Source organism: Amygdalobacter indicium, assembly GCF_029101545.1.
In the GTDB taxonomy this organism is placed as follows: Bacteria; Bacillota; Clostridia; order Saccharofermentanales; family Fastidiosipilaceae; genus Amygdalobacter; species Amygdalobacter indicium.
Genome location: NZ_CP118866.1, coordinates 815,176 through 835,186, shown reverse-complemented (window position 1 = coordinate 835,186; position 20,011 = coordinate 815,176). Strand labels below are relative to the sequence as shown.

Sequence of the window (20,011 nt, the reverse complement as noted above, 5' to 3'; positions counted from 1 at the left end):
TGCTTTAGTATTAAATATATATCATAGAATAAATGATATTTAACGTTATATTCTCAAGGAGGTGTAATTGTATGAAGAATTATGCAATGTTGTCAGAAAGTGAAGTAAAATTATTTGCTTCGGAATTGAGAGCTTTAAGAGTCAGAAGGGGGTTAACGCAGAAACAGTTAGCTTTGATTATCGGCACAACGCAAGTAGAAATAAGTAATTGGGAGAATGCGCGTAATATTCCCAGTATCGGTTATATAATTCTTTTGGGAGCTGTATTCGAACTGAATTTCAGCAAAATATTAATACAATTATCTTGGGAAAGAGTGAAAAGAGGAGAAATTCCGGTCTACAAATGTCTACTTGGAGAACCGCAACAGAATCCGCAAGGGTAAAGCTGCTGAAGAATTATCTTTATTGTGAATTGACTAATTGCTGACAATAATTTCCCCCTTCATCTTAAATGAAGGGGGTTCTATCTGCTTGAAGCTTTATAAATGAATACGTCGGTTAAGTGTTGCCCGTTTACCCAACTGCAATTGTACAGAACTGATGTCAAGCACAAATTGCCGTTGACCACTTGACAAATTAAATTATTTTCACTATATTAACATAGCTATAGGGGAGTGGCTCAACGGTAGAGCAACGGTCTCCAAAACCGTCGGTTGCGGGTTCAAATCCTGTCTCCCCTGTTTCATTGCTTACTTTTCAGTAAGCTTTTTTTATAATAGAAACCGGAAGAGGGCTGAATTGGAAGATCAATTGACGCAACGAAGTTTGAGTGATTTACACGCGCGAAATCGCATGAATTCTCAGCCTTTTCGTTTACAGAGTAAGTTTGCCCCGACAGGAGATCAACCTGAAGCTATCGCCGCTTTAACGGCTTCGATTAAAGCCGGTAATCGTTTTCAAAGTCTGTTAGGTGTTACAGGATCCGGTAAAACTTTTACCATGGCTAATGTTATAGCCAATGTGCAACGCCCGACTTTAGTTATTGCTCATACTAAAACTTTGGCTGCCCAATTATGCGCCGAATTTAAAGCGATGTTTCCTACCAATGCAGTGGAATATTACGTTTCGTATTATGACTATTACCAGCCTGAATCTTATGTGGCCCAAACTGACACTTACATTGAAAAAGATGCATCCATAAATGAAGAAATTGATCGTTTAAGTCACTTGGCAATCAGCAGTGTTCTGGAACGGCGGGATGTTATTATTGTAGCTACCGTTTCCTGTATATACGGTTTAATTTCGCCTCTTGATTATATTAATCTGACATTATCATTACGGGTCGGGCAGCAAAAAAGTATTAAAGATGTTATTGCTAAATTGGTCAGTATACAGTACGAAAGAAATGATTTCGACTTTCAAAGGGGCAAATTTCGTCTGCATGGCGACGTTTTGGATATTTTTCCGATAGAATCAGAAAACATTTATATTAGAGTTAATTTTTTTGATACGGAAATTGAAAGCATTTACGAAATGCAGGCGCTGAATAATACACCTATGGCCAAGCGTTCTTTTGTCAGTATCAATCCTGCCAGCAGATATTTAGTACGCAAAGAAGCTATTAATTCTGCTCTGGATAATATCAGAAGCGAATTACGGGAACGGTTGCAGGAATTGCAGGCAGCCGGAAAAGTTGTAGAAGCGTATCGTTTGGAACAAAGAACAAATTATGATTTGGCAATGATGCAGGAAACCGGTTTTTGCAAGGGAATTGAAAATTATTCGCGGCATTTGAGTCATCGTGCCCCCGCTTCAGCACCGTATACAATAATTGACTTTTTCCCTGATGATTTTCTGTTGATGGTAGATGAGTCCCATATGACAATCCCGCAAATCGGTGCAATGTATTTAGGTGATCGCTCACGCAAACAATCTTTGGTTGATTACGGTTTCAGATTACCTTCCTGTTTCGATAACCGACCTTTGAAATTTGAGGAATTTATCGCCAAAATACCGCAGGCTTTATTTGTTTCGGCGACATTGGGGCCGTATGAACGTCAAGTTTCTCTTTGTCAGGCGGAACAAATTATACGTCCTACCGGTTTACTTGATCCGGAAATAGAAATACACAAACAGGAAGACCAGATAGCGTACGCTTTGGAACAGGTTAATTTGCGTATCCGCCGGGATGAACGTTCGCTTCTTTTGACAACTACCAAAAAATTAGCGGAAGAAATCAGTGAACATTTGCAAAAAAACGGTATAAAATCGGCTTATATTCACGCCGATGTACCGAATCAGACGAGAAGTGAAATATTACGGGATTTGCGTTTGGGGAAATATGATGTACTTGTCGGTATTAATCTTTTGCGCGAAGGGATTGATTTGCCTGAAGTTTCGCTGATTTGTATTTTTGATGCCGATAAGCAGGGGTTGGCGCGTTCTACAACTTCATTAATTCAAATTATCGGTAGAGCTTCCCGTAACAGTAACGGTCACGTGATAATGTTTGCCGATACTGTTTCACCGGCGATGTTGGAAGCTATAAGTGAGACTAATAGACGCCGTAAAATACAAACGGAGTACAATGAAAAACATCATATAGTTCCGCAGACCGTGAAAAAGGATATTCGGGAATTATTAAGTACCAAGTTGGCTATGCGGGAGGAAGAACGGAAATATCAGGCGGATAAACGAAAAAAATCCAAGAAAAAATCCGAGTCTGCAGAGTCGTTTACAGAAATTGCTGCAGAAAATGCGAATAATTTTATGTCTAAAGCTGAAATTAAAGAACATTATGCTGAGCTTATTAAAGTTTATCAATCCGCAACTGATGCCGAAAAAAGCGATATTAAAGCGCAATTACAATCAAGTATGCAAGCTGCCGTGAAGGAGTTGGATTTTGAAACGGCGGCAAAATTGCGTGATTTGAATACTTTGCTTGATGTTGCTTTCTAGATTAATGTTATAATGTAACTTGTTTATTTACTTACAGCGTGTAATGGAGGCGCAATTATGGGAGAGAAATGTAAACCTGACAGTCAGGAACTGTATAAATTATGGTCGACTGATGACTTTTTTGACTGCGATACCCGCAATGAATTGAAAAAAATTGCCGGGGATGCTGCGGAAATAGAAGAGCGTTTCTATAAATATTTGGAATTCGGTACTGCAGGTTTACGCGGAATCATGGGCGCCGGAACCAATCGTATGAATATTTATACAGTCAGTTTGGCAAGTGAGGCTTTTGCCCGTTATATTGACAGTTTGTCAGCCGAACAGAAACAAAGAGGCTTGGTAATTTCTTATGATTCCAGACATAATTCTTTGGATTTTGCCAAAAAGTCAGCTTTGGTTTTTGCCAAGCACGGTATACCGGTACGTCTGGTTGATGAATTGCGGCCGACACCGATGCTTTCTTTTGCAGTACGATATTACAATTGTATCGGCGGTGTTATGATTACCGCCAGCCATAACCCGGCTAAATACAATGGCTATAAAGCTTATGGGGAAGACGGGGGACAGATGCCTCCGGAAGCGGCCGACGTTATTATGCGTGAAATGGCGGGGATTGAAGATGTCAGAACTTTGCAGTGGTTGGATGAAACAACGGCTGTTGCACAGGGCTTATTGACTTATGTGGGCCGGGACCTTGATACAGCTTTCCAAAACATGCTCCTGCAGGTACAAATTGATAAGGATGTTGTCAAACGGCACAAAGATTTGAAAATAGTTTATACGCCTTTATGCGGTTGCGGTAATAAACCTGTTAATCGCATTCTTAAAGCTATCGGTTTTGAAAATGTCATTACCGTACCCGAAGAAGAAAAACCGGATGGTGATTTTGCTTCTATTCCTTATCCCAATCCCGAAGAAGCGTGTGCTTGGGTAAGAGCCATTAAGTTGGCCAATAAAGTTGATGCCGATTTGGTTATAGCTACAGATCCCGACAGCGATCGCACCGGTCTTTTAGTGAAGAAAACTGACGGCACTTATCAGATTTTAAGCGGTAATCAGATCGGTTTGCTGTTGATGGAATATATCTTGTCGGCTAAAGTTGCAACTAAAAGTCTGGCACCGGATTCTTTTGTCGTAACCACTATTGTTTCTACCGCTTTAGCTGAAAAAATAGCAGCTTCATATGGCGTGAAATGCTTTTTGACTCTTACAGGTTTTAAGTATATAGGAGAAAAAATTAAGCAATATCATGAGACCGGATTGGCTCATTTTGTTTTCGGTTTTGAGGAAAGTTTCGGTTTCTTAGCTGAAACGGAAGTAAGAGATAAAGATGCCGTTGTCGCCTGCATGTTAATCAGCGAAATGGCTGCTAAAGCTGCAGATTCCCATAAAACCGTCAATGACCTTCTGCAGGATTTATTCCGAAAATACGGCTATGGAACCGAGAAAGTATTTTCATTGGTACGTGAAGGTATTCAAGGGCAAAAACAAATTGCCGGGGCGATGGCAGCTTTACGTGCCGATGAAACAAAGTTGAAATTCCCTGATTTGCAGATTGTAGCGGTGGAAGATTATCTTAGCGGTACAGTTAAAAATTGTCTTACCGGAGAAGTTAAAGCGCTGGATATGCCGGTTAAATCGGATGTGTTGCGTTTTAAGTTCGCTAATAATACCGATTTTGTCGCTATCCGTCCTTCAGGTACCGAACCTAAATTAAAAGTTTATTGTGCAGCTTATGCCGAGTCTGAAAGCGATTCACGTGCCAAAGCTGAATTAATGGCTGAAGTTATGCATAAAACCTTAGACGGCATAATGTAAGAGGAAAACAGTTTGGCGGAGAAATTTGTACATTTACATGTTCACAGTGAATACTCGCTTTTAGACGGAACAATCAGGTTGACCCAACTGCCTGATTATTTGAAAAAAGCGGGTATGTCCGCCTGCGCCGTGACCGATCATAACAATATGTTCGGAGCTGTTGAATTTTATCAGAAAATGCAAGCTGCCGGTTTACAGGCTATTATCGGCGTAGAATTAACTGTCGATGAACTTTATCATTTAGTTCTGTTGGCCGAAAATAACGAGGGATTGCATAATTTAAATCTTTTAGTTTCGCATGCCTGTCTGGATTTTGCCTCCAAGCCGCAAGTTAACCATGAACTGTTGCAACAGTATCACAAAGGGCTGATAGCCTTGTCCGCCTGCTGCCAAGGCGAAATACCGCAGGCAATCTTACGCAATGACTATAAAGTTGCACAGGAAATCGCCGTTAAATATAAAAATTTGTTCGGAGAAAATAACTTTTTTATTGAATTGCCGGCCAATAACGTGCCGGGATTTAATCTTTGTCGGCAACAGTTAATTAAATTGGCGCAAGAATTAAACTTGGGGTTGGTAGCGACTTGTGACGCTCATTATCTATTACCGGAGGATCGGGAAGCGGAAGATATTCTGCTTTGTTTACAAACAAACAGTTTGGCAGATGATCCGGCCCGCTTTCGTTTACCGGCGAATGATTTTTATTTGCGCTCGCCGGAAAAAATGATCGAACTTTATCGTGACTGTCCTGAAGCAATTGAAAATACTTTGCTTATAGCCAAGCGCTGTCAGGCTCTTAAATTAACTTTCGGCAAATTATATTTACCTGAATTTCAACCGCCTGCAGCTTTTACTTCAACTACATATTTACAGGAATTGGCGATCAAAGGTTTAAATAGAAGATTGCAGCACTATTCTTCACCGGCACATTCCAAGTCTGATTATCTGGAAAGATTAAATATGGAACTTGGTGTGATTAATTCTATGGGTTATACCGATTATTATCTCATCGTGCAGGACTTTGTTAATTATGCTAAAAGTCGAGGAATTCCTGTAGGCCCCGGTAGAGGATCGGGCGCAGCGTCTTTGGTAGCCTATGCTCTGAACATTACTGATATTGATCCTTTGGAATACAACTTGCTGTTTGAACGTTTCCTAAATCCCGAGCGTGTCAGTATGCCGGATTTTGATATTGATTTCTGCTATGAAAGAAGACAGGAAGTAATTGATTACGTAACAAATAAATACGGCAAGGATCACGTTTGTCAAGTTATAGCTTTCGGAACTTTAGCCGCTAAAGCTTGTCTGAAAGATATTTTACGTGTTTTCGGGAAAACTCCGAAAGAAGCTGATACGTACTTAAAATTGATACCCAATCGTTTGAATATAACTCTTAAAGAAGCTTTGAGCGCAAGTAGAGAATTAAAAATGTTATACGAGCAGAAAGCCGATTTCAAACGAGCTTATGATATTGCCCTAAAATTGGAAGGATTGCCTAGACATACCAGCACTCATGCTGCAGGCGTTATAATTTGCGGAAAAAGAATTGCCGATATTGCACCTTTAACGCAAAACGACGGAACAGCGGTAGTTCAATACAACAAGGATTTAATTGAAGATGTCGGTTTGCTGAAGTTTGATTTTTTAGGATTAAGAACTTTAACTGTAATTGCCGAAGCTTGTAGGAAGGCTGAGGAAAAGACAGGCACGGAAATTAATTTTTCTAAGTTGGGATACGCTGATCCGGCAATATATGAAGATTTAAGTTCAGGCAAAACGGCCGGTGTTTTTCAATTGGAAAGTTCCGGTATGACTGCTTTTATGCAAACGCTTAAACCGGAGAAGCTGGAGGATATTATCGCCGGTATTTCTCTGTACCGTCCGGGTCCGATGCAGCAAATACCTGACTATGTTAAGGCCAGACATGATTCGAGCCAAATTAAATATTTACATCCTTTGTTGAAAAAGAGCTTGAGTTTAACTTACGGAGCTATAGTTTACCAAGAACAGGTAATGCAAATAGTGCGTGATTTAGCAGGCTTTTCTTTGGGACAGTCCGATATTATTCGGCGGGCAATGGCTAAGAAAAAACCGGAACTTTTACAACGTTATGAAAAGTTATTTATTTACGGCGGTAAATTGGAAGACAGTGATGCTGCCGCTGTTCCGGGCGCCATTAATAACGGGGTACCGGAAGAAATAGCCAGAAAAATTTATACTTATATTTTATCTTTTGCCGGATATGCTTTTAATAAGGCTCATGCTGCAGGTTACGCTGTATTAGCATATCAAACGGCCTGGCTGAAGCATTATTATCCTTGTGAATTTATGACGGCGTTGCTTAACAGTTATATTAATACTCCGGGACAATTAGCCCGTTATATAGCTGTATGCCGGACAGAAGGAATAAAAGTATCGGCACCGGATTTACAACTTTCGGCTGCGAAGTTCCAAGCTGATTCCGAAAAACGGACAATTCGTTTTGCGTTGGCGGCAATTAAAAATGTCGGTATGTCGGCGGCTGAAGATATAGTAAAGCTGAGAAAACGCTGTAAATTCGTTAATTTGCCCGATACTTTGCGTAATTTACAGGCTGAAAATATCAATCGCAATAAGATTGAGTCATTGATTTATGCCGGAGCATTGGATTTCCTTCCGGGTAATCGTTTGCAAAAAATTATGTATGTAGCTGAATTTTTGCCAACACTCAACACGAGCAAAGATAAATTCGCCGAGCAACAGGTATCTTTATTTAATTTGTCTGATAATTCGGATTATCAGCAGGAGAATGCAATTAAATTCCCGACTGATAAAGCATTTACATTTACGGAAGAATTGAATTATGAAAAAGAATATGCTTATGTCTATTTTCAAGGTCATCCTTTAGACAAGTATCCGGAATTAATAAAGTCCCCCTTATGTACCTCAAGTTATGTTTTAACGACGGAAAATGATACGATAGCCGGTAAACAATTACTCATGTACGGTTGGATAAATAAAATTAAACGTCGTTCCGGTAAACAGCAGGCAGATTGGGCTATTTTGCAGGTAGAAGATTATTACGGCGATTATGATGTTCTGTGTTTTGCCAAGACTTGGCAAAAATTACATAATTTGATTAAAGAAAATGAAGTATATCTTTTCAGCGGAAAAATAAGCGGCAAAAATGATTTTAAGCCTTCCCTTATTTTGCAGAATTGTGAAGCGTATACACCGGCAGCGCTTATGCAAATGTATCATTCTACAGCAAATAATGATGTTTCACTAACGGATTCTGACCAAGTTGCCTTATTTATAAATTTACCTGTTGATAAAGCGGGTGAATTAGTCAAAATAGCAAGATTATGCAAGCGTTATCCCGGAAAGATCCCGGTATATTTGTATGATGAGTCGGTTAAACATATAATCAGCAGTAAAGACGGTCAGGGAATTAATTTAGTTGGAGAACTTTTAGAAAACATTATTGATATTGTCGGCCTGAAAAATTTGTCGTTGCGCAGTTTGATAAAAAAGAAGGAGATAAAGAATTAAAATGACCGACTTACCGACAAATAAAATTTTTCGGGTGATTTTAACAGTTTTATGTTTTGTTTTAGTATTGACGAGCCGTTATTTACCCTTGATTGCTGCCTTTAACCGATCTGCTTCACAAGTTATTTATCAATTTGCGGCTGTTTTGCTTTTGTGGCTGTTTGTCGCAATAGACTGGCCTTCATTGTTATTATTGTTTGCTTTCAGTCTGTTACCTGAGGTATCATTCAATCGAATTTTGCAGGCTGCTTTCGGCAATCAGATATTTGCTTTTTTGTTGTTTACATTCAGTTTAACTTATGCGGCGGCCCAAGCTGGATTATTGCGTCGAATCGCTTATACATTTATTAACAGTAAATTAGCTTCCGCCGGTAAATGGTATTTTGTCTGTACTTATTTTGCTTCGATATTATTCATCGGTTCGGTCGTTTCGCCCACTGTTTTATTTTTCGTTTACTTGGCTATTTTGGAAGAATTATTCGTAATTTTACATATACCGCCGAAACATAAATTAGCTAATATGTTGATGATGGGCACAGTTTTTATGTGCGGTATCAGTAGCGGTATGACAACTGTCTCCCACGTTTTTCCTGTTATTGCACTGGGTTTGGCACAGGATATGCTTAATTTATCCATAAGTCATCTGACTTATTCCATGTTGGCAGTTCCCACAGGTTGCCTGAGCGCCTTATTGGTAATATTGATTTTCAGATTTGTAATGCGACCGGATTTAACTCTTATAAGCTCCGATAATTTGAATAAATATAAAATCGAACTGAGCCGACTGAATATGAAGCGACAGTTAGCAAAAAAGGAAAAAATTATACTAATAGTAACTGTTTCTGTGATTGCCGCCTGGATTTTGCCTGATCTGTTAATTAAGTTTATAGCACCTGATTGCCAGCAAAATTTATTGAAGATGATCATTCATTATTTCCGAAATTCCGGCTTGAGTTTGCCACCGTTAGCAGGAGTTATGCTTTTATCTTGTATTAAAATAGAGGATAAACCGATTCTGAGTATTACAGAAGCTTTTACTAAAGGCGTTAACTGGGCAAGTTTACTTATGTGTGCATCTACTTTAGCTTTGGGTACAATTTTAACACTTCCGGAATTGGAATTTAATACGACATTAGCTGCTATGTTAAAAAACAATTTGCCTTTGCACAGCTCTATTTTACCGGTCTTTATTTTTTGTTTGTGGGCCGGTATTCAAACTAATTTCAGCAGTAATATGGTAACAGCGACTTTAGTTACCGGGACGGTCCTTTCACTTGCACCTTTAATGCAAAATGTCAATTTACCGTTGTTGGTTATATTTATCGGGATGCTGTCAGCTTATGCCTTTGCCGCACCGTCGGCCATGCCTTGCGTAGCTGTAGCGGCAAGCAGCCCTTACAGCAGCAGTAAATATCTGCTAAAATATGGTTTGTTGTTAATTATTTTAATTGTACTGCTTATCAGTTTCGGACTTTATCCTTTGCTGGCATCTGTGGTATAATTATCTCAATTGCTAGATGCTTAACGATTGGAGTGGGGAGCATATGAATAATACCTCAAATTTATCTACGCCGGCTGCAGTAACACCGGCAACAACAAACACAAAAACAAACAACGATTCGGCGGAAGAATTGAAAGTCCCACCGTTATCAGGTTGGTTGACCGATTTACATCGTCATCATCATAAAGATGGTGATACTCCTAATAAACAAGTCCGGACAATCGGTGTTTTGACAAGCGGCGGCGATGCGCCGGGTATGAACGCATGTATTCGTGCAGTTGTCCGTGCTGGTAGATATTACGGCTATCGTATGGTCGGTGTCAACCGCGGTTATCACGGATTGTTAAGAGGAGAAATTAACGAACTGACAGCAAGTAAAGTTTCCGGTATTCTGTCGCGCGGCGGTACATTCCTGATGACGGCGCGTTCCAAAACTTTCCCGACAGAAGAAGGCATAAAATCTGCTGCCAGAATGGCCAAAGTTTTCGGAATCGATGTATTGGTGGTTATCGGCGGCGACGGTTCATTTAAAGGTGCCCAAAAGTTGGCTCATGTCGGTTTGCCTGTAATAGGTATTCCCGGAACTATCGATAACGATGTTGCTTCAACCGAATATACTATCGGTTATGATACAGCTATGAATACTGCTATGGAGTGCATCGATAAAATTCGTGATACGGCATCTTCACATGAGCGTTGCTCGGTTATTGAGGTTATGGGCAGAGAAGCCGGATATTTGGCGTTGAATGTCGGTATGAGCAGCGGTGCGGAAGTTATTCTTTTACCTGAAATAGAAACCGATTTTGATCGTGATGTCATTAAGGTTATTTTGGAATGCCGCAATATGGGGAAAAATCACTATGTGGTAGTAGTTGCCGAAGGTGTAGGAAATTCCGTCCAAATTGCCAAACGAATCGAAGAAATTACCGGTATTGAATCAAGAGCAACAATTCTCGGTCACTTACAACGCGGCGGTTCACCGTCTATAAGAGACAGACAGACAGCCTGCTTCATGGGTATGAAAGCTGTCGAGTGTGTCAATGAAGGTCGTTTAAATCGTATTATTGCCGAGCGTGGCGGTAAGTGCGTCGACCTGGATATTGATGAAGCTCTGAATATGAAAAAATCTATTGCCCGTGATGAAATCTTGGGCGCTAAGATCATTGCGTTTTAATCGGCAGGTAAATCGTGGTTATTAGTGAACATGCTTTGGAAATATTGGAATTTCCCAAAATATTGGCCGATCTCGCTGAATTTTGTCATTATCCTGATAACAGGCGATTTGCCTTACAAATTCGTCCTCTGGGAGAAAGAGAAAAAGCGAATTTTGCTCAACGTTTAACAGGTGATGCCTTGTCTCTGATTAATAAATGGGGCGAGGCACCCTTATATGGTCTTTCCAATCTGGAACCTTATCTCAAGCGCGTTTCTTTGGATGCCGCACTCAGTTGTGCGGAATTATTACAGGTAGCGGTTTTTTTGCGCGCATTACACCGATTACAGGATTATATTCAACCGGCTTTAGCTGAAGATTTGTCCCTTAATCCTTTGATTCCGCAATTTGCCGATTACTTCAGGGATGCGAAGAATGTTTTGCAATGTGCCGAATTTTTAAATTTGCCAAGTACGCTGAACGCTTTAACTTTGTTGTTGGCTACTTTACCGCAAATGCCGATTTTGCTGAAAGAATTGGATCGTTGTATTCTGGATGAAGATAATTTACAGGATAATGCCAGTAAAGAATTGGCGAATTTAAGGCAAAAAATTCAGGAACAGCAAAATAAAGTCAGATTAACTTTAGAAAAAATAATCAAAAGTAACAACATCGCTTTACAGGATAACGTCATAACGCAACGTAACAATCGCTTCGTTGTACCGGTAAAAGCTTCTTATAAACAGCAAGTTCCCGGTCTGGTTCATGACAGTTCAGCCAGTGAGCAGACTTTATTTATTGAGCCTATGGCTGTTGTTGAACTTAACAATACAATAAGGGAATTGCAATTGGCGGAAGCTAAAGAAGTTCAAAGAATATTGTTGAATTTGAGTTTACAAGTTAAATCTTTAATTCCCGAACTCAAGTTATCTCTGAACATGATAAAATTGCTTGATTTTTCCTTTGCTAAGGGGAAGCTGGCCAAAACAATGCAGGCGGAAACAATCAATTTTTTGCCGCAGGCTGATTTACATTTGCTTAAAGCGCGTCATCCTTTATTGGATAAAACCAAGGTTGTACCTTTGGATCTGACTTTAAGTGCAGATATCAGACAATTGTTAATTACAGGTCCTAATACCGGAGGTAAAACCGTATGTTTGAAAACTATAGCCTTGTTGCAGGTTATGGCCCAAAGCGGTCTAGCAGTTCCGGTTAACAGCGGTTCTACTTTTCCTTTTTATCAGCATATATTTGTCGATATCGGTGATGAGCAGTCGGTTAAATTGAACTTATCGACATTTTCAGCTCATATGCGCAATATTATTACGATTTTACATAAAGCGGACAGCGACAGCTTAGTTTTGCTGGATGAATTGGGCTCCGGGACTGATCCTTCGGAAGGCGCCGCTTTAGCACGGGCAATTTTGGAGAGCTTTCTGCAAAAACAAGCTATGACTTTTGCTTCCACTCATTATCGGGAATTAAAAATTTATGCTTTGAATACTGAACATGTTCTGAATGCCGCTTGTGAATTCGATTCACAGACCATGCAGCCGACATATCGTCTGCTTTTGGGAGCGGCAGGTGTTTCCAATGCTTTTACGATTGCGCGCAATTTAGGTTTGGCCCCTGAAATAATTAATTCAGCTAAAAAATATCTTTCTACTGCGGATGTGAATTTTGCTGAAGCTTTGAGCAATGTTGAAAAAGAAAACGGTCAAGTTAAAAAGTTGCAAGCAGAATTGCATGATAAACTACGTGATGCCGAAATATATAAGTTGCAGGCACAAAGAGAAAAGGAAAAGATTCAGACAGAACGGGAAAAGTTGAAATCAACTTTGTTACAGGAAAATCAAAGAGAATACAAACAGAAATTAGCTGAAGTTGACAGTTTATTGGCAGAATTGAAAGATTTTGCCGTTAAATATAAAAGTCAAAATAAAAATGTGTCTTCTTTACCCGACAATTTGGAATTGGGTACATTGTTGCGGAAAGAAGTTAAAACCGAATTACATAATTTACAAGGTGAAATCCATCAGCAGACAATTAATGAACTGTTTTCAGCTTCAGATACGAATAAGGTGATAAATAACGCTGCCGATATTGTTCTGAATGCTTACTATAAAGCACCTAAGTTGCATCTGCAGGGACAGGCTGTCAGTGTTGATTTTAGTAAACAAGAAGTTGTTCTGAAAAATAAAAATTTACAGATAAAAGTACCTGTTGTCGGTTTGATATTATTAAGCAATTCGGATTATGCGGATGAAGATTCTTCTGCTGATAAAGACTTAAAGAGTAAATATGCAATTAAAGCAAAAAATAAAGAAAAGAGTTACCATAAATTAATATCTCAAACAGCTCGAAGTTTACCGTCGGAACTGAATATCATCGGGCAGCGTTACAACGATGCTGAAATATTACTGTCGCAGTATATTGATCAGGCCGTTTTGAGCGGTGTGGACAGTGTCCGGATTGTACACGGTAAAGGTTCCGGAATATTAAGAAAAATGGTGGAAAATTTTGCTCGTAATGACAAAAGAATTAAAGCCTGTCGCTTGGGTGAATTCGGTGAAGGAGATACGGGTGTCAGTATATTGACGTTAAAATGAGGTAAATAATGAAAGTTCATGTTTTTAATAATGAAGATGCCGCTTCTTTGGCTGCTGCAATGATGGTTTGTGCACAGGTTTTAGCCAAACCAGATGCCTTGATAGCCTTGGAAAAAGCTGAAGATTTACAGTCAACTTATCAAAAATTATTAGCTTTATATAAAGCCGGTTCGTTGGCTTTGCATGACACGAAATTTTTCAATGCCGTTGAGTATTGTCAAATAGAGCCGGAAAAATCGCAAGGAGAATTATTGCAGGCCGACTTTTTAAGACAAACTGATTGTCCGCAGGAAAATTTTTATAATTTTGCTTACCGGGAAAACGATTTTATTCGTGCAGCAGCTGATTATGAACAAAAAATACAGGAATCAGGTTCGCTTGATTTGGCAATTATTACTGTTGCTGATGATGGAAGCATACTGTTAAATCAGCCGGCACCGTATATACTGAACGATTGTCATTTTACTAAGGCTTTGCGCAATTCGAGTATTCAACCGACAATTAATCCGGCTATAGAACAAATACCTGGTCTGACAATGGGTATGGGAACTTTGATGCGTGCGCATATGATTATTTTGCCTGCTTACGGCAAAGATAAAGCTCCGGCCGTTGCCAACTTGGTACGCGGACAAATTGATCCTTCCTGTCCGGCGTCATTTTTACAATTGCATTCCTGCGTTATACTTTTGTTGGATGAAGCTGCTGCTGCCTTGATTTAATTTATTTAATATGAGGATTGTCAAAAGCAGTTTTTTTTAGTAAAATTATGCAGTACGGGGTGTAGCTCAGGTGGCTAGAGTGCGTGCTTGGGGTGCACGAGGTCGCAAGTTCAAGTCTTGTCACTCCGATTTAGCGCCGGCTTTGTGTTGGCGCTATTTTTGCATTAAGTTTATAAGACTTTGGAATATCGCTTTAATATCGGAGGTTTATTAAAATGGCTAATATAAAAATCGTGTTTTGGACAGGTACCGGTAATACTGAAACTATGGCTGAGGCTATAGCTGAAGGTATTGAATCTGCAGGTTCCGTTGCTGAAGTAGTTAATGTAGCTGATACGACAGCTGATGAATGCAAAGATTTGCCGTATATTATTCTCGGTTGCCCGGCAATGGGAAATGAAGAATTGGAAGAGAGCGAATTTGCTCCTTTCTTTGAAGAACTGTTGCCGAGCCTGGCAGGTAAAAAAGTTGCTCTTTTCGGTTCCTACTCCTGGGCGGAAGGGGAATGGATGGATACATGGTCTCAGACATGTCTGGATAACAACGTTGATCTTTTTGACGGTCACGGTTTAATTGCTTTTGATGATCCTGAAGAAGAGGATTTGGCTAAATGCCGTGATTTGGGAAAACGTTTCGCGCAAGCGGTAGCGTAAGCATCATATTTTTGTGCGGCAAGGATTTACTGAAATTTTTTGACAATTTTAGTTAAAACACTTGACAAACAGTCGAATAAAAGATAATATCTTTTGTGTCGATTGCCGAATGGTGTAAAGGTAGCACAGCTGCCTCTGGAGCAGTATGTGAGGGTTCGAATCCTTCTTCGGCAGTGTACAAAGAGGTTCAACCGCAAGTTGAACCTTTTTTTATTATAAGAAAGAGGTAAATATGGTTATCATTTTAAAAGTTTTGGCATACATTTTATTAGCTATATGCTTGATTTCCATGTTATGTGTTTATTTTGCAGGGTATATACGTAAGCATTTTCACTTGCAGTTTAAGTTGAACAGTCGGGAAAGCCAACGCTTGGCCGCTTTGGATGCTGAAAAAAAAGAATATTACGAGAAATTGATATTGGATTTGAAATTAAAGAGAAATTTGTTACTTTTTGCAGCTGCAACCGGTGCTGTCAGTTGGATTTTCTTTTTAATTTTGCACTATGTGTATCAAATTTAAGATGGGAGAGTTGAAAATGCCGAACTTTGAGGAAATGCCGAAACATTTCGAGCCGAAGGAAAGAGAACGTGAAATTTATCAAAGATGGGAACAGAACGGCTATTTTAAGGCACATGTTAATCCTGCGAAAAAATCGTTTACGATTGTAATGCCGCCGCCTAATATAACTTCACAGTTACATATCGGTCATGCTTTGGATAATACCTTCCAGGATGCTTTTATTCGTTATCATCGGATGTTGGGAGAAGAGGCTCTGTGGATTCCGGGTGTTGACCATGCAGCAATTGCGACGGAAGCTAAAATAGTTGAGCAATTGCGCAGTGAAGGTTTGACTAAACAGGATATCGGTTATGATGCTTATATGAAGCGTGCTTATGCCTGGAAAGAAAAATATGCCGGCAGAATTATAGAGCAATTACGCTATTTAGGCAGCTCCTGCGATTGGGATCGTTGCCGTTTTACGATGGATGAGGGCTTTTCTCAAGCTGTTTTAGCTGTTTTCGTTAAATATTACGAAAAAGGTTATATTTATCGTGGCAAGCGGATTATTAACTGGTGTCCTAATTGTCGTACATCTATCTCCGATGCTGAAGTTAATTTTTCCGAACAGGAAGGTAATTTATGGTATATTCGCTACGAAATCGAAAATGAGCCGGGGCGTTATATTACAGTTGCGACAACCAGACCGGAAACTATATTAGGTGATACAGCTGTTGCCGTTAATCCTGCCGATGCCCGTTTTTCCGATTTGGTTAATAAGCGTTGTCGCTTACCGTTACTCAATCGTTGGATTCCGATAGTTGCCGACGACTATGTAGAACAGGAATTCGGTACAGGTTGTGTTAAAATCACGCCGGCGCATGATCCGAACGATTATGAAGTGGGTCTGCGTCATAATTTGCCTGTTATCAATATTATGGATGATTCAGCTAACATAAATAGCAACGGCGGTATTTACGCCGGTTTGAATCGGGACGAAGCTCGGCGCCGAATTGTAGATGATTTGGAGAAAAGCGGTAATTTAGTCAAAATTGAAGCTTATAAACATAATGTAGGAAGTTGTTATCGTTGTCATAAAACTATTGAACCGCGCTTGTCCGAACAATGGTTTGTTAAAATGAAGGATTTGGCGGATAAAGCTTTAAAAGCGGCAGCAGACGGAGATGTCACTTTTGTACCGTCACGTTTTAAGGGAATTTATGATAACTGGATGAACAATATTCGGGATTGGTGCATTTCCAGACAATTATGGTGGGGGCACAGGATACCTGCGTGGTATTGTCAGGATTGCGGGGAAATTAATGTTTCTTTGACCGTGCCGACAACTTGTTCCAAGTGTCAAAGTAAAAATTTGCTCCGCGATAATGATACTCTGGATACTTGGTTCAGCTCCGCTTTGTGGCCCTTCGGTGTTTTCGGTTGGCCCAACTTCAGTGCACCCGGCAGTAAAGAAGAATTTTCTTACTTCTATCCGACGGATATTTTGGTTACCGGCTATGATATTATTTTCTTCTGGGTTGCCAGAATGATTTTCCAAAGCTTGGAATTAACGGGTAAAGCACCGTTCCATCATGTGCTGTTACACGGATTGATGCGTGACGCCAACGGTATCAAGATGAGTAAATCTTTGAATAACGGTGTTGATCCTTTGAAGATAATTGATGAGTACGGAGCCGACGCTTTACGTTATGCTATCGTTTCCGGGACAGCGTCAGGTAATGATCAGCGTTATTCCAAAGAAAAATTGGAAACGGCACGTGCTTTTATCAACAAACTGTGGAATGCTCTCAGATTTATTTTAGGCCATCTGGATGCTGCTTCTACTTATCCGACACAAGCGGATTTGCAAAATTTGCTTGCTTCTCCGGCTTTGAAGTTAGAAGATCGTTGGATCTTACAACGTGTTAACAGTTTAATAGATAATGTCAACAATAATTTCTGCAATTATGAAATCGGGACGGCGTTGGATAATATTTATTCTTTCTTCTGGAATGAGTATTGTGATTGGTATGTTGAAATTGTGAAATCACGTTTGTTTGATACTGCCGACAGCAGTCATCAGACAGCTTTGCAGTGTTTACGTTATGTTTTAGAATCAGTTGTTCGTCTTTTACATCCGTTTATGCCTTTCGTGACTGAGGAAATTTATCAATATTTACCTAACCACGGCGAAACCATTATGTTGGAATCCTGGCCGCAAGCAATTGAAACATTGAATGCTGAAACGGCAGTTGCCGATATGAATATGCTGATTCAGGGCATTCGTGAAATTCGTAATCTCAGAGCTGAGAAGAAGTTGAAACCTTCCTTACGTTTCAAGGTTTCCGCTTATACCGATAATGAACATATTTCTCAATTATTGCACGCAGCCGTGCCTTATTTTGAAAGATTATGCGGCGTCAGTTCTATTGAATTCTTAAGTTCACAAAGTCAGGCACCGAAGTTGGCAGTTACTATAGTCTTACCGCAAACTCATATTTATATTCCTTTAAGTGAATTAATTGATCTGGAGGAAGAGAAACAACGCTTGGCGACCGAACGGGAGCAGCTGGAAAAGGAAAAGCAGCGTCTGGAAAATAAGTTGGCCAACAGTGAGTTTGTTAACAAAGCTCCGGCAAAGGTAGTAGAGAACGAACGCGCTAAATTGACTGTTGTTTGTCAAAAATTAACAGCAGTTAATGCCCGAATAGTCGAATTAGGTTAAATTGATTCAGAAAAGAGATCAAAATTTATGGCCCTATTTTAATAATAGGGCTTTATTTTAATAAAAGAGGAGAAAAATTTGGCAGTTGATAAACCAAGATGCAGTTGGGTTAATGCTAATAACGAAGCATATATTTATTATCATGACAATGAGTGGGGAAGAGCAGTAAAAGAAGAAAAGAAATTGTTGGAAATGTTGATTTTAGAATTATTTCAAGGCGGTTTGTCCTTTGAATGTGTTCTCAATAAACGAGCGGCATTCAAAAGTGCTTTTGCCGACTACAACGAGTTTTCTATTATCAATTTTACCGAAAACAAAATTGAACAGCTTTTTGGCGATAGTTCTATTATCAGAAATAAAGCCAAAATTAAAGCTGCAATTAATAATACCGGTGTTTTTGCCGAAATTCAGAAAGAGTACGGTAGTTTTGCCGCTTATCTTAATTGTTTTACGCAGGGAAAAATTATTTATGAACAAGGGAAAATAAGCAACAAATTATCAGATGATATAGCCGGCGATTTGCAAAAACGAGGTATGAAATTTATTGGAAGCAAAATGATATATGCCTATTTGCAAGCTATAGGAATAATTTATGCCCATGAAGAAAATTGCTTTTTAGCATATGTAGGCAACAAAAAGGATGCCGATTATTATAATTGACATCCTTTTGCAATTTTTACCCAATTATATCGGATTACTTAGAAATCGAACTCTTTACCGTCAATCCAAACTCGCTTAATTTCCAAATCGTGGGTTACTGCAAAGAAATCCGCGCGCTTGGATTTTTTCAGGCTACCGATTTGATTGTCAAATCCTAAATATGTTGCCGGAGTCAAAGACGCCATTCTGACAGCATCCTGCAACGGTATACCATAGGAAGTGATTCTTTTGACATTATCCCAAATATTGGAAATACCGCCGGCGATCGCGCCGTTGGCGATTCTGGCTACACCTTTACTGACTGTGACAGTTTGACCGCCTAAATCGTATTCTCCGTCCTGTAAACCGGCGGCTCTCATAGCGTCTGAAACCAAAATCAAATGATCAGCGCCGAACATCTTATAAGCGGCATAAACGGTAGCCGGACTATTATGAACACCGTCGGCAATAATTTCTGCATAAGTATGATTAAGGCAGCCGGCTCCGACTGTACCGGGCGCTCTATGCATTAACTCCGGCATAGCGTTGAACAAATGACACAAGCCTTTAGCTCCGTAATTAAAAGCTAAATTAGCAGTTGTATCATCAGCTAAAGTATGTCCTAACTGACAGACAACTTCTTCGCCGGCCTGACGGATAAATTTAAGTGCACCTTCAGTTTCCGGTGCTAAAGAGATTAATTTTATTTTTTCACGATGATGATAATTTTTATATTCCTCATAAGTGGCATTCCTGATATAGGCAGGATTTTGAGCTCCCTTTTTGTTCATGTTAATGAATGGACCTTCCATATGATAACCTAATAATTTCGCACCGCTCAAATTTGTCTCCAAATCAAATACTTTATTGAGTGCAGTAACGGGCATGGACATAGTTGTAGCTAAAAATGAAGTAATACCGTGGCCGGCCAGGAAACGACTGATTTTATCCAAACCTTCATTACTGGCATCCATCGTATCATAATTAACAGCGCCGTGAATATGCTCATCCAACAGTCCCGGTAAAAGATAAAGACCGGTACCGTCGACAAAATCGTTGATAGCATTATTTTCGCTGTTATTCAATAAATTCGGCAAAGCTATTTGGGTAATTATGCCATTTTCCACAATTAAATCTTTGGCCACCAAATTGAAATTTTCATCCAAAATCGTAAAATTCTTAAAGAGCATAACGTTCTCCTTGTGTAATATGTACATCTGTATTATAGTATTAAACTTGAAAATTGGCTAAATTGATAATTCTTTT

13 protein-coding genes and 3 tRNA genes are annotated in these 20,011 nt (G+C 39.5%); 15 read left to right on the top strand and 1 reads right to left on the bottom strand.

What is annotated here, in order from left to right; all coding sequences use genetic code 11:
- The first annotated feature begins 71 nt into the window (after positions 1–71).
- From PYS60_RS03490 to PYS60_RS03420, 15 genes are all read left to right on the top strand, one after another.
- Complete coding sequence (locus PYS60_RS03490) at positions 72–383, top strand: helix-turn-helix transcriptional regulator (protein ID WP_315567744.1); 312 nt, start codon at positions 72–74, stop codon at positions 381–383.
- 225 nt (positions 384–608) lie between these two features.
- Positions 609–680: transfer RNA gene (locus tag PYS60_RS03485), tRNA-Trp, on the top strand.
- Between the two features lie 112 nt (positions 681–792).
- On the top strand, positions 793–2,898 hold the full coding sequence (gene uvrB / locus PYS60_RS03480) for an excinuclease ABC subunit UvrB (RefSeq protein ID WP_390866553.1): 2,106 nt from the start codon (positions 793–795) through the stop codon (positions 2,896–2,898).
- Positions 2,899–2,955: 57 nt separating this feature from the next.
- Positions 2,956–4,716 (top strand): phospho-sugar mutase, encoded by a 1,761-nt coding sequence (locus PYS60_RS03475; protein WP_315567740.1) that lies wholly within the window; start codon positions 2,956–2,958, stop codon positions 4,714–4,716.
- Between the two features lie 12 nt (positions 4,717–4,728).
- Complete coding sequence (locus PYS60_RS03470) at positions 4,729–8,247, top strand: DNA polymerase III subunit alpha (RefSeq protein ID WP_315567735.1); 3,519 nt, start codon at positions 4,729–4,731, stop codon at positions 8,245–8,247.
- A 1-nt stretch (position 8,248) separates the two neighbouring features.
- The gene (locus tag PYS60_RS03465; protein WP_315567733.1) at positions 8,249–9,748 is read left to right on the top strand and encodes an SLC13 family permease; all 1,500 of its coding nucleotides are present in this window, start codon (positions 8,249–8,251) and stop codon (positions 9,746–9,748) included.
- 43 nt (positions 9,749–9,791) lie between these two features.
- On the top strand, positions 9,792–10,922 hold the full coding sequence (pfkA, locus tag PYS60_RS03460; protein ID WP_315567731.1) for a 6-phosphofructokinase: 1,131 nt from the start codon (positions 9,792–9,794) through the stop codon (positions 10,920–10,922).
- 14 nt (positions 10,923–10,936) lie between these two features.
- Positions 10,937–13,510 carry an endonuclease MutS2 gene (locus tag PYS60_RS03455; protein ID WP_315567730.1) on the top strand — a complete coding sequence of 858 codons (2,574 nt, stop codon included), beginning with the start codon at positions 10,937–10,939 and terminating at the stop codon, positions 13,508–13,510.
- Between the two features lie 8 nt (positions 13,511–13,518).
- Positions 13,519–14,229, top strand: a complete 711-nt coding sequence (locus PYS60_RS03450) for a 6-phosphogluconolactonase (RefSeq protein ID WP_315567724.1) — start codon at positions 13,519–13,521, stop codon at positions 14,227–14,229.
- Between the two features lie 55 nt (positions 14,230–14,284).
- Positions 14,285–14,358 (top strand) — tRNA-Pro (locus tag PYS60_RS03445).
- An 86-nt stretch (positions 14,359–14,444) separates the two neighbouring features.
- Positions 14,445–14,882 (top strand): flavodoxin, encoded by a 438-nt coding sequence (locus tag PYS60_RS03440; protein WP_315567722.1) that lies wholly within the window; start codon positions 14,445–14,447, stop codon positions 14,880–14,882.
- 103 nt (positions 14,883–14,985) lie between these two features.
- Positions 14,986–15,056: transfer RNA gene (locus PYS60_RS03435), tRNA-Gln, on the top strand.
- 58 nt (positions 15,057–15,114) lie between these two features.
- On the top strand, positions 15,115–15,402 hold the full coding sequence (locus tag PYS60_RS03430) for a hypothetical protein (protein WP_315567720.1): 288 nt from the start codon (positions 15,115–15,117) through the stop codon (positions 15,400–15,402).
- A gap of 1 nt (position 15,403) precedes the next feature.
- Positions 15,404–18,106 (top strand): valine--tRNA ligase, encoded by a 2,703-nt coding sequence (locus PYS60_RS03425; RefSeq protein ID WP_315567717.1) that lies wholly within the window; start codon positions 15,404–15,406, stop codon positions 18,104–18,106.
- Between the two features lie 78 nt (positions 18,107–18,184).
- Entirely contained in the window at positions 18,185–18,766 is a 582-nt protein-coding gene (locus PYS60_RS03420) for a DNA-3-methyladenine glycosylase I (RefSeq protein ID WP_315567712.1), read from the top strand.
- A 38-nt stretch (positions 18,767–18,804) separates the two neighbouring features.
- On the opposite strand, the gene nagA is transcribed toward PYS60_RS03420, so the two are convergent.
- On the bottom strand, positions 18,805–19,935 hold the full coding sequence (nagA, locus tag PYS60_RS03415) for an N-acetylglucosamine-6-phosphate deacetylase (protein WP_315567708.1): 1,131 nt from the start codon (positions 19,933–19,935) through the stop codon (positions 18,805–18,807).
- Positions 19,936–20,011 lie beyond the last annotated feature (76 nt).